The sequence below is a fragment of the Alphaproteobacteria bacterium genome (assembly GCA_041396705.1).
Taxonomy (GTDB): Bacteria; Pseudomonadota; Alphaproteobacteria; order CALKHQ01; family CALKHQ01; genus CALKHQ01.
The window spans coordinates 300276-310992 of the sequence record JAWKYB010000006.1 but is presented as its reverse complement, the minus strand read 5'-3'; the positions used below and the strand labels follow the sequence as shown (position 1 = coordinate 310992).

Sequence of the window (10717 nt, the reverse complement as noted above, 5' to 3'; positions counted from 1 at the left end):
CGCGGCGGCCCGCCACGCCACGCTGACGCGCCCCGGGCGCGGACAGGTCGCGCGCGGTCGCGGGTCACGCGAGGTTGACTGGCAGTTGACCCGCCCAGTCGACACCTTGCTAGCCCATGATCCCGCATCTGTGCGGGATTGAGCGCACCGACCGGACCATGAACCGAGAGGCAGGGCGGCCCCCGATGACGACGCTGGAATCGCCGGCAAGCGATGGCCGTGACGCCCTGCCGCCGGCCGGCGGCCGCGGCAGGCTGTGGCTGCGCTGGCTGCCGATCGGGCTGATCGTCGCCGGCTTCGGCGCGGCGCTGGTGTTCGGTGTCGACACCGACAGTCTGCTCGACCTGTTGAAGACCCATCATGCCGATCTGACCGGCTGGGTCTCGCGCCATTTCGTTCTGGCCGTGCTGGTCTACGCGTTGGTCTATGCGGTCTCGATCGCGCTGTCGGTGCCGGGCGGCGCCGTGCTGACGCTGGTCGGCGGCTTCCTGTTCGGCGCCTGGGCCGGCACCGCCATCGTCGTCGTGGCGGCGACGGTGGGTGCCACCGGCCTGTTCCTCGCCGCGCGGACGGCGGTCGGCGAGGGCTTGTCGCGCAACGCCGGGCCGTTCGTGCGCAAGATGGAAGCCGGCTTCAAGCGCGACGCGTTCAGCTATCTGCTGTTCCTGCGGCTGACGCCGGTGTTCCCGTTCTGGATCGTGAACCTGGCGCCGGCGCTGCTGCAGGTGCCGCTGCGCACCTATGTGATCGCCACTGCACTCGGCATCGTGCCGGGCACCTTCGTCTTCGCCTCGTTCGGCGCCGGCCTCGGCAACCTGCTCGCCGCCGGCGACGACATCTCGGTCGGCGACGTGCTCAGCCTGGAGGTGATCCTCGGGCTCAGCGCGCTGGCGCTGCTGGCGCTGGCGCCGATCGCCTTCCGCATCTGGCGCGACCGCCGCGGGCAGGGCGGCGCGGGTTGAGGCGCGACGGGCCGTCATGGCCGCGGCGCTGACGCCCGACCTGTGCGTGATCGGCGCCGGCTCCGGCGGCCTGTCGGTCGCTGCCGGCGCCGTGCAGATGGGCGCCTCGGTGGTGCTGGTCGAGCGCGGGCGGATGGGCGGCGACTGCCTGAATTTCGGCTGCGTGCCGTCGAAGGCGTTGATCGCCGCGGCCGCGGCCGCCCAGGCGGCGCGGCGCACCGGCCGCTTCGGCATCGCGCCCGCCGGCGAGCCGGCCGTCGACATGGCAGCGGTGCGCGCGCATGTGCGCGACGTCATCGCCGCCATCGCGCCGCACGATTCGGAGGCGCGTTTCGCCGGGCTCGGCGTCACGGTGCTGCGCGAGACCGCGACTTTCGTCGACGGACGCACCGTGCAGGCCGGCGCGCATACGATCCGTGCGCGCCGCTTCGTCGTGGCGACCGGCAGCACCGCCGTGGTGCCGCCGATTCCCGGCCTCGACGGCGTTCCGTTTCTGACCAACGAGACGGTTTTCGACCTCGACGTCCTGCCCGCCCACCTGCTGGTGCTCGGCGGCGGCCCGATCGGGGTCGAGCTCGGCCAGGCCTTCCGACGCCTCGGCAGCGCGGTCACCATCGTCGACATGGCCGAGGTGCTGGGCATCGAGGATCCGGAGCTGGCCGGGCTGGCGCGCGACGCGCTGGCCGGCGAGGGGGTGGCGATGCTGACCGGCGCCAAGGCGACCGGCGTGCGCGGCGACGGCAACGCCGTCGTGCTGGAGACCGACAAGGGCGCGGTCGCCGGCAGCCACCTGCTGGTCGCCGTCGGCCGCCGGCCGGTCACCGACGGGCTCGGGCTGGAGGCGGCGGGCGTTGCCACCGACAGGCGCGGCATCGTCACCGACGCGCGTCTGCGCAGCGGCAACCGGCGCGTCTTCGCGGTCGGCGACGTCGCCGGGCGCGGCCAGTTCACCCACCTGGCCGGCTATCATGCCGGCATCGTCATCCGCAACGCGCTGTTCCGGCTGCCGGCCAAGGTCGGTGCGCCGATCCCGCGCGTGACCTACATGGAGCCGGAGCTGGCGTCGGTCGGCATGACCGAGGCCGAGGCGCGGCAGGCGCATGGCGATGCGGTCAGGGTGCTGCGTGCGCCCTTCGCCCGCAACGACCGCGCCCTGGCCGAGCGCGCCAGCGACGGACTGGTCAAGGCCATCGTCGGCCGCCGCGGCCGCATCCTCGGCGCCGCCATCTTCGGCCGGCATGCCGGCGAGCTGATCCAGCCGTGGGTGCTGGCGATCGCCCAGGGGCTGAAGATCGGCGCGATGGCGACCTACGTGGCGCCCTATCCGACCCTCGGCGAGGCGTCGAAGCGGGCGGCCGGCGACTTCTACGCCGACGCGCTGTTCGGCCCGCGCACCCGGTGGCTGGTGCGTTTCCTCGCCCGCTTCGGCTGACGGCTCACCGGCTGCAACTCACCGGCTGCAACTCACCGGTTGCAACTCACTGGCGGCGGCTCGCCGGCGGCCGCTCGCGCAGCGCCAGCAGGCCGGCGAGGGCGGCCAGGCACAAAGCGGACGAAAGGCCGAGCGCCATGCCGGGGCCATGCGCGTCCAGCACCAGGCCGAACAGGAACGGCGCGGCGGCCTGGGTTACCCGCGCCGCGGCCGAGAGGATGCCGGACCGCCGCCCGTAGCCGACCGGGCCGAACAGCGCCAGCGGGATGGTGCCCTTCGCGATGGTCAGCAGGCCGTTGCCGGCGCCGTGCAGCAGCGCGAAGGCGGCGGCGGCCGGCGCGCCGACGACGACCAGCGTCGCCGCGCCGACCGGGTGCAGGGCGGTGGCGACGCGGCCGGCGGTCAGCGGGTGCAGCCGGCGCAGCAGCCCGAACTCGACCAGCCGCGCGGCGACCTGTGCCGGGCCGACCAGCGCGGCGGCCGCGATCGCGGCCGCCGGCGTCGCGCCGGCGGCGGTCAGCAGCGCCGGCAGGTGTGCCGCCATCGCCGCAGTGACGAACCACGCGGCGGCGAACACGAAGGCGAGCACGGCCATCGCGCCCGGCCACGCCGGCGCCGCTTCGCCCTCCTGCGCCGCGACGGCGGCGGGGGGCGGTGCCTTCGGCACCAGCAGACGGTTCAGCGGCAGACCGACCGCGAGGTGCACGCCGGCCCAGACCAGACAGGCCGCCCGCCAGCCCCACAGCTCTTCCAGCCCCGCGGTTGCCGGCCAGCCGACGGTGCTGGCGAAGCCGGCGATCAGGGTCACCCCGGTGATCGGCGAGCGGGCCAGCCGGCCGTAGAGCCCGGCCAGGGTGGCGAAGGCCGAGTCGTAGAGGCCGAGCGTCATGCCGACGCCGAGCACCGCCCAGGCGGCGAACAGGCCGACCGGGCCCTGTGCGGCGGCGAGCAGGCCCAGCCCGGCCGCGAGCACCAGGTTCGACAAGGCCAGAACGCCGCGCCCGCCGTGGCGGTCGATGTAGCGGCCGACCGCGGGACCGAGCGCCGCCGACAACAGCAGCGCGGCCGAGAAGGCGGCGAACACCGTGGCCGGCGCGACCCCGAGGCTCGCGGCGATCGGGCGGGCCAGGATGGCGGGCAGGTAGTAGCTGGATGCCCAGGCGATGGTCTGCCCCAGCCCGATGGCGCCGACGACGATGCCGCGCCGTGCGGCCGGGGCGGCCGGGCCGGATGATGCTGCAGACGGCGCGGGCGGGGGCTGTGGCATGACGGTTCGGGCGGCGATCATCGCATCGCCGCCGCCGTTGTCCAGCGCCGGCGGCGCGCCGCTCGGGCCACGCGCGGCCTTGTTCGACGGTCGCCGCTTGGGCTACTCAGGCGGGCATGGCGCGCCCGTCCCTGCATTTGCCCAGCTTTGCCAGCGGGTTGTCGGCCCGGCTGCTGGTGCTGACCATGTTCTTCGTGATGGTCGCCGAGGTGTTCATCTACGCGCCCTCGATCGCGCGCTACCGCCTGACCTACCTGCAGGAAAAGCTGGCCGACGGCCATCTGGCCACGGTCACCTTCCGGATGACGCCGGACGAGGCGCTGCGCGAGGACATGCGCAATGAGCTGCTGAACCTGCTCGATGCCTATCTCGTCGACATCTCGTGGCCCGGCGGCTACGACCTGATGGTCGCCGACGAGCGGCTGCCCGAGGTCGATATCTCGGTCGATCTCAGCCAGCAGACCTTCTTCGGCCTGATCTGGGACGCGTTCGGCACGCTGATGCAGAGCGGCAACCGCATCATCGCGGTGCGCGGCACGGCGCCGAAGGACCCGCGCGCGCAGGTCACCATGCACATCGACGAATGGCCGCTGCGCGCCGAGATGCTGGACTATTCGCGGCGCATCCTGCTGCTGTCGCTGATGATCTCGGCGATTACCGCGGCGCTGGTGTTCCTGGCGCTGCAATGGCTGACCGTGCGTCCGATCCGGCGCATGACCGAGAACATGATCCGCTTCGCCCAGAACCCGGAGGACGTGACCCGAACGATCCGGCCCGGCGGCCGCACCGACGAGATCGGCCTGGCCCAGCGGCAGCTCGCCGCCATGCAGACCAGCCTGCGCGACCTGCTGCGCCAGAAGAGCGCGCTGGCGGCACTGGGCGCGGCAGTGGCGAAGATCAACCACGACCTGCGCAACATCCTGTCGTCGGCGCTGCTGGTGTCCGACAGCCTGGCGGCCAGCGCCGACCCCGAGGCGCAGCGCCAGGCGCCCAAGGTCGCGGCGGCGATCGAGCGGGCGATCCGCCTGTGCGGCGACGTGCTCAGCTTCGCCCGCCGCGACGCGCCGAAACCGCGGCCGAGCCGCTTCGTGCTCGCCGACCTGGTGGCGGAGATCGTCGGCGACCTGACGGCGCGCTATCCCCAGGCCCGCGTCGAGGCGGCGGTCGATCCCGGCCTGGTTCTGAATGCCGACCACGAGCAGCTGCGCCGCGCCTTCGACAACGTCATCCGCAACGCGCTGGAGGCCGGCGCGCACACGGTCAGCGTCGGCGCGCACAGCGAGGGCGACCGCATGGTCGTGGAGATCGGCGACGACGGGCCGGGCGTCCCGCCGAAGATCGCAGAGCACCTGTTCCAGCCGTTCGGCGGCTCGGTGAAAGCGGAAGGCAGCGGCCTCGGCCTGGCCATCGCGCAGGAGCTGGTCGCGGCCCATGGCGGTGCCATCGCCCTGGTCGAGACCGGGTCCGACGGAACCCTGTTCCGCATCACCCTGCCTGCGGTTATGTTCGAACAGGCGGCCTGAGGCCGCCGACGGACCGGGGCTGCGAACGACAGATGACGGGAGACACGACAGCATGCCGACGGCATATGCAGCAGCTTTGGCGCGGGTGACGCGATGACGGGCGAACACGCGGCGGGCGCGCCGCGCATGCCGGGCCAGGGGCTGATGCTGCAGCCGCGCGGATCGCAGACGTGGCAGGCCGCCTCGCCCTGGCTCGGCGGTGCGCGCTGGGCCATTGCCGGCCTGATCGCGCTGGTCGTCGCTGCGTCGGCGCAGGGCACGTGGTTGATGATCGCCCTGCTCGCGTTCGCCGCCTGCACCTTCGTCGTGTTCCGCTATATCGCGGCCGGCGGCCGGCCGGACCGGCTGATCCCGCACTTCGCGCCGGCGACCACCGGCTCGGCCTTCGCGCTCGGCGGCCTGTTCGGCGTGATCGCGCTCGGCGCGGTGGTGGTCGCGGCCGGGCTGCCGGGCGGCCTCGGCCAGTCGGTCGCGCTCGCGATCGCGGTGGTGCTTGCCGTGGCGATCTTCGTGCTGATCGGCCAGGCGTGGGACCGGCGCAGCGGCACGCACTGAGTCGCCGCCGCCGAACCGGGCGCCCATGTTTTTCCGTAACTCCGGCGTGGAACCGCCTGTCGCTTCCGCCAGTTTCCGCAGGCGGCCGCGCGTGGGACAATCGGTCCGCGTGTCATCGATGCAGCGGCCGCCGCGGCGATCTGGAGCCGGGCCGGCCGGCCGCTCTCGCGTTTCCCGGCCATTGGGGGGGCCACATCCGATTCGCCCGGACCGCACCTACCGGTCCCGGCCAGTTCGACGAGGCGCCGACGGACGACTGACCCGGCAGATCAGAAGGCGATGAGCCCGCGCCGCAGGGCGCGCACCACGGCCTCGGTCCGGTGGCCGGCACCGAGCTTGTCGCACGCGTTGGCGACGTGGAACCGCACCGTGCGCTCGGTGATGCCCAGTTCGGCGGCGATGTCGCTGCCGGCATAGCCCATGCCGGAGAGCCGCAGGCATTCCGCCTCGCGCGCGCTCAGCGTCACCGTGCCGATCGCCATGCTGTCCAGTCCCAGGCACTCGGCCCTGGCGACGAATCGTGCCGCCAGCATCTGGATGGTGGCTTCGTGCGCCCCGATTATCCGGTCGAAGTCCTCGTCGGCGCCGTCCGTCCACAGCGCGACGCCGCGGGCGACGCCGACATTGGGGAAGGGCAGCAGCCAGCCGTTGGTGACCAGCCGCCGGCCGAGTTCGTAGAGCGGTCGACGGGCGGGCGTATCGAACAGCGGCAGCATCTCCCGGTGCGAGACCGGCCGGACATGCTGGGCGCAGATCTCGATATACAGGTCCATCCGATGGCCGCCGATGGCGTTGTATTCCTCGAGGTACCAGTCGGGGAAGTTGCCGCAGGCGAACGGACGGCCGCGGCCGTCCGGGTTCACCGGCACCGAGATCAGCGAGTAGTAGGTGAAGCCGATCTCGGTGGCGAAGGCCTCGAAGCGGCCGGTCAGCGCGTCCGGCGAGCCGGCCGATTCGATCCGGTCCAGGTAGCGCCGGTAGAGTGCGCTATCGAACATGGCGGACCGAACCGGCCGTCGGTTCGGCTTACGCGGCGTCGGTCGCCTTCGGCCAGGCGGCGGCGACGCGGCCGAGGATGTCGAGCGCCTCGTCGATCTCCGCGTCGCCGATGACCAGCGGCGGCAGCAGGCGGATCACATTCTCGCCGGCGCCCACCACCAGCATGCCCTGCTCGCGCAGCGCGGCGGTCACGTCGCCCGCCGGCGGCACGCAGCGCAGCCCCAGCAGCAGGCCGGCGCCGCGCAGCTCGCTGAACAGGTGGCGGTTGGCCGCCACCAGCGTTTCCAGCCGCGTCCAAAGCTTGCGCGCGGTGCGGTCGACCCGGTCCAGGAAGCCGGGCTCCAGCAGCACGTCCAGCACGGCGTTGGCGGCCGCGGTGGCCAGCGGGTTGCCGCCGAAGGTGGAGCCGTGGCTGCCGGCGATCATGCCCTTGGCCGCCGCCTCGGTCGCCAGGCAGGCGCCCATCGGGAATCCGCCGGCGACGCCCTTGGCGATGGCCATCACGTCCGGCGCGATGCCGGCCCACTGGTGGGCGAACAGCTTGCCGGTGCGGCCCATGCCGGTCTGCACCTCGTCGAAGAACAGCAGCAGTCCGAATTCGTCGGCCACCGCGCGCAGGCCGCGCAGGTAGTCCAGGCTGGCCACCCGCACGCCACCCTCGCCCTGCACCGGCTCGACCAGGATGCCGCCGGTCTGCGGCGTGATCGCCGCGCGCAGTTCGTTCAGGTTGTTGTAGGCGACGTGGTCGAAGCCGTCGACGACGGGCCCGAAGCCCTTCAGGATCTTCTCCTGGCCGCCGGCGGCGATGGTGGCCAGCGTGCGGCCGTGGAACGCGCCTTCGGTGCAGATCAGCCGATAGCGCTCGGGCTGGCCGTTCTCGCTGTGATACTTCCGCACCAGCTTGATCCCGGCCTCGACCGCCTCCGCGCCCGAGTTGCAGAAGAACACGGTGTCGGCGAAGCTGGCCTCGCAGATGCGGCGGGCGAAATTGCGCTGCCCCTCGATGTTGTAGAGGTTCGAGGTGTGCCACAGGCGGCCGGCCTGCGCCTGCAGGGCGGCGACCAGGTGCGGGTGGCAGTGGCCCAGCGAGGTGACCGCGACGCCGCTGCCGAAATCGAGGAATCGTCGCCCGTCCTGCGCATACAGATGGGCGCCTTCGCCCCGGTCGAACGCGATGTCCGCCCGGCTGTATGTCGGCATGACCGCAGGTATCACGACAATCTCCTCACGCACGCGCCGCGGCCGATCCGCGGCGGCCGGTCAGTATCGGCGCTGGCGGGGTCCTGTCAATCGAGCGCTGCGGCGTCGGGCGGCTGCGCGAAGGCATCCGCCGGCAGATCGTAGGCCACCGGCAGGAATCGCTCCGGCACCTCCCAGATCACGATTTCGGGCGGGCTGTCGCGCAGGGCGTCACTGGCCAGATAGGCCGCCATCGGCTCCATCGGCCCCTTGCCCTCGTCGGCGAGGTTCAGCACGTCCATGCCCAGCGCCTGCTGCAGCGCGCCGTCGAAGTTCCATTCGTCCATCGCGCTGTAGCTGGTGCCGACCAGGACCGCGGGGATGGTCACGTCGCCGAACAGCAGCGCGTCGGCGTCGCCGCCATCGGTGCTGTCCGCCGCGGCGGTCTGCCGCTGCACCAGCTCCTCCGGCGGGCCGAGCAGCAGCGTGCGCAGCGGGCCAAGCGGGATGAAGCGGGTCAGGTCGCCGTCGTGCGCGGCCGGCGGCAGCTCGGCGGTCGCGAAGGCGGCGGCGCCCAGGCTCGGCGGCGGGTCGTCGCCGGCGGCGATCGCGGCGGCCAGCGCCTCGGCGACGACGACGGCGCCCGCCGGGGTCCAGTGCGTGTCGGTGCGCATGTGGGTCTGGGTGCCCGCCGCCGCGGCGTCGGCCAGCGGGGTCAGCAGGTCGGGGGCGACGATGCCGGCCTCGCGCAGCGCGCCGCGGAAGGCCTGATAGCGCTGGGCGTGCTCCGGCCGCCGCTGGATCGCATCGAGCATGTCGGCATTGACGCGCGACTTGTCCGGCAGCAGCGCGACCACCAGCCGCGGCACGCCGGCGGCGGCCAGCCGGTCGCGCGCCGCGACGATGGCCGCAAGTTTGGCGGCGATCGCGGCCTCGGCGTCGTCCGGCTGCTCGAACTCCTCCACCGTGAACAGCCAGCCGTCGCGGCCGGGCACGACGCCGCGCCGGCCCTCGCCGAACAGGCCCCACTCGATTGCGCCCCACGTCGTCACCGCGGCGTCGCGGGTGGCGAAGCCGTCGTCCATGCCGCGCTCGTAGCGCAGGGTCCATTCGCCGTCGACGAAGGAAAGCTCCGTGCCGGGCCAGCTGCGCTGCAGGCCGGTGGCGACCAGCGCGGCGAGGCCGCCGATCAGCACCAGCACCATGAACGCGGCATTGATCCGCGCCAGCCAGGGCGGGCCGAAGAAGGAGTCGTCGGGCATCATGGCGCGCGCCTCCCGGTCAGAACTGGAAATAGAGGAAAGGCGAGTAGCTGGCCGCGGTCAGCTTCAGCACCGCCAGCACGAACAGCGGCATCATCGCCCAGCGCATGGCGACGCGGCCGGCCGGCAGCCAGGCCGGCGGCCGCGCCTCGACGCGCAGCAGCCGCGGCGCCGCGACCAGCACCAGGCCAAGCGTCAGCGTGGCATACATCAGCCGGTCGGTCTCCAGCCACAGGTCGAACTCGGTGGCGAAGCCGTTGGCGCCGACCATGCCGCGATAGACGGCGAAGGCCTCGGCCAGCGTCGGCGCGCGGAACATCACCCAGCCGATCAGCACCAGCAGCATGGTCAGCGGCCAGCCGATCAGGCCATAGGGGTTGCGGCGGCCGCGGCCGAGCGCCAGCCGCTCCAGCGCCAGCAGGCTGCCGTGCCAGGCGCCCCAGACGACGAAGGTCCAGTTGGCGCCGTGCCAGGCCCCGCCCAGCAGCATGGTCAGCAAAAGGTTGACATAGGTGCGCACGCGGCCGCGCCGGTTGCCGCCCAGCGGGATGTACAGATAGTCGCGCAGCCAGTTCGACAGGCTGATGTGCCAGCGCCGCCAGAACTCGGTGATCGAACTGCTGACATAGGGCTGGCGGAAATTCTCCAGCAGCCGGAAGCCCAGCATCATGCCCAGCCCGATCGCCATGTCGGAATAGCCGGAGAAGTCGAAGTAGAGCTGGATGGCATAGGCCAACGCGCCGAGCCAGGACGTGGCGAAGGACGGGTCGGGCAGCGCGAAGGCATAGTCGGCAATCGGCGCGACGGTGTCGGCGATCAGCACCTTCTTGCAGAAACCGATGGCGAAGCGGTGCGCGCCCTCGCCGAACAGCACCCACGAATGGGTGCGGCTCTCGAACTGGTCGACCAGGTCCTTGTAGCGCAGGATCGGCCCGGCGATCAGCTGCGGGAACAGCGAGATGAAGGCGCCGAACGACAGGAAGTCGCGCGCCGCCGGCGCGTCGCCGCGGTGCACGTCGATCAGGTAGCTGATCGACTGGAACACATAGAACGAGATGCCGATCGGCAGGATGACGTGCCACAGCGTGAACGGCGCGCCGCCGATCGCGGCATAGGCGTCCGACAGCGCCTCGACGCCGAAGTTGAAGTATTTGAAATAGCCGAGCACGGCCAGGCAGCCGGCGACGCCGAGCGCCAGCCAGCGCTTGCGGGCCGCCCCCTCGCTGGCCGCCAGGCGCTGGCCGACGACGAAGCACCAGGCGATCACCGCGATCATCAGCAGCAGGAAGTCGAGCCGCCACCAGCCGTAGAACACCCAGCTGAACAGCAGGATGATGCCGTTGCGGAAGCGTGCCGGCGCCAGGAAGTAGCAGGCCAGGAAGGCCGGCAGGAACGCGAACAGGAAGATGTGGGAACTGAAGACCATGGGCGGGCGTCGGCGCGGTCACCTGCGATGGCGGTCGACGGCACTGGCGGCGGCTCGGCGGCCCGGCGCGAACACGGCCTGCGGCCGCTGCCGCGCGATGCGCCCGGCGGGT

At 72.5% G+C, this 10717-nt stretch carries 9 protein-coding genes; 4 read left to right on the top strand and 5 right to left on the bottom strand.

Features of this window, described 5'->3' with window-relative positions; all coding sequences use genetic code 11:
* Positions 1-185: 185 nt before the first annotated feature.
* Together R3F55_11080 and R3F55_11075 are read left to right on the top strand one after the other, a co-directional pair.
* Entirely contained in the window at positions 186-962 is a 777-nt protein-coding gene (locus tag R3F55_11080) for a TVP38/TMEM64 family protein (GenBank protein MEZ5667955.1), read from the top strand.
* Positions 963-978: 16 nt separating this feature from the next.
* The gene (locus R3F55_11075) at positions 979-2394 is read left to right on the top strand and encodes an FAD-dependent oxidoreductase (GenBank protein ID MEZ5667954.1); all 1416 of its coding nucleotides are present in this window, start codon (positions 979-981) and stop codon (positions 2392-2394) included.
* Positions 2395-2440: 46 nt separating this feature from the next.
* Here the strand turns inward: R3F55_11075 and R3F55_11070 are convergent, their stop codons facing one another.
* Positions 2441-3661, bottom strand: a complete 1221-nt coding sequence (locus R3F55_11070) for an MFS transporter (protein ID MEZ5667953.1) — start codon at positions 3659-3661, stop codon at positions 2441-2443.
* A gap of 116 nt (positions 3662-3777) precedes the next feature.
* Here R3F55_11070 and R3F55_11065 point away from each other — a divergent pair, with 116 nt between their 5' ends.
* Both R3F55_11065 and R3F55_11060 read left to right on the top strand, forming a co-directional pair.
* Entirely contained in the window at positions 3778-5184 is a 1407-nt protein-coding gene (locus tag R3F55_11065; GenBank protein MEZ5667952.1) for a HAMP domain-containing sensor histidine kinase, read from the top strand.
* Positions 5185-5277: 93 nt separating this feature from the next.
* Entirely contained in the window at positions 5278-5739 is a 462-nt protein-coding gene (locus tag R3F55_11060) for a hypothetical protein (GenBank protein MEZ5667951.1), read from the top strand.
* A gap of 269 nt (positions 5740-6008) precedes the next feature.
* Here the strand turns inward: R3F55_11060 and R3F55_11055 are convergent, their stop codons facing one another.
* The 4 genes from R3F55_11055 to R3F55_11040 all read right to left on the bottom strand — a co-directional run bounded on the left by R3F55_11055 (position 6009) and on the right by R3F55_11040 (position 10605).
* Entirely contained in the window at positions 6009-6737 is a 729-nt protein-coding gene (locus tag R3F55_11055) for a LuxR C-terminal-related transcriptional regulator (GenBank protein ID MEZ5667950.1), read from the bottom strand.
* Between the two features lie 28 nt (positions 6738-6765).
* A complete protein-coding gene (locus tag R3F55_11050; GenBank protein ID MEZ5667949.1) occupies positions 6766-7938 on the bottom strand; it encodes an aspartate aminotransferase family protein in 1173 nt (390 codons plus the stop codon).
* Positions 7939-8024: 86 nt separating this feature from the next.
* Positions 8025-9179, bottom strand: a complete 1155-nt coding sequence (locus R3F55_11045; GenBank protein ID MEZ5667948.1) for an alginate O-acetyltransferase — start codon at positions 9177-9179, stop codon at positions 8025-8027.
* Positions 9180-9198: 19 nt separating this feature from the next.
* Complete coding sequence (locus R3F55_11040) at positions 9199-10605, bottom strand: MBOAT family protein (GenBank protein MEZ5667947.1); 1407 nt, start codon at positions 10603-10605, stop codon at positions 9199-9201.
* Between the last annotated feature and the right edge of the window lie 112 nt (positions 10606-10717).

Coding starts and splice junctions, on each gene's coding strand:
- R3F55_11040 (MEZ5667947.1), bottom strand. CDS start 10,605: ATGGTCTTCAGTTCCCACATCTTCCTGTTCGCGTTCCTGCCGGCCTTC.
- R3F55_11075 (MEZ5667954.1), top strand. CDS start 979: ATGGCCGCGGCGCTGACGCCCGACCTGTGCGTGATCGGCGCCGGCTCC.
- R3F55_11080 (MEZ5667955.1), top strand. CDS start 186: ATGACGACGCTGGAATCGCCGGCAAGCGATGGCCGTGACGCCCTGCCG.
- R3F55_11045 (MEZ5667948.1), bottom strand. CDS start 9,179: ATGCCCGACGACTCCTTCTTCGGCCCGCCCTGGCTGGCGCGGATCAAT.
- R3F55_11060 (MEZ5667951.1), top strand. CDS start 5,278: ATGACGGGCGAACACGCGGCGGGCGCGCCGCGCATGCCGGGCCAGGGG.
- R3F55_11055 (MEZ5667950.1), bottom strand. CDS start 6,737: ATGTTCGATAGCGCACTCTACCGGCGCTACCTGGACCGGATCGAATCG.
- R3F55_11065 (MEZ5667952.1), top strand. CDS start 3,778: ATGGCGCGCCCGTCCCTGCATTTGCCCAGCTTTGCCAGCGGGTTGTCG.
- R3F55_11050 (MEZ5667949.1), bottom strand. CDS start 7,938: ATGCCGACATACAGCCGGGCGGACATCGCGTTCGACCGGGGCGAAGGC.
- R3F55_11070 (MEZ5667953.1), bottom strand. CDS start 3,661: ATGCCACAGCCCCCGCCCGCGCCGTCTGCAGCATCATCCGGCCCGGCC.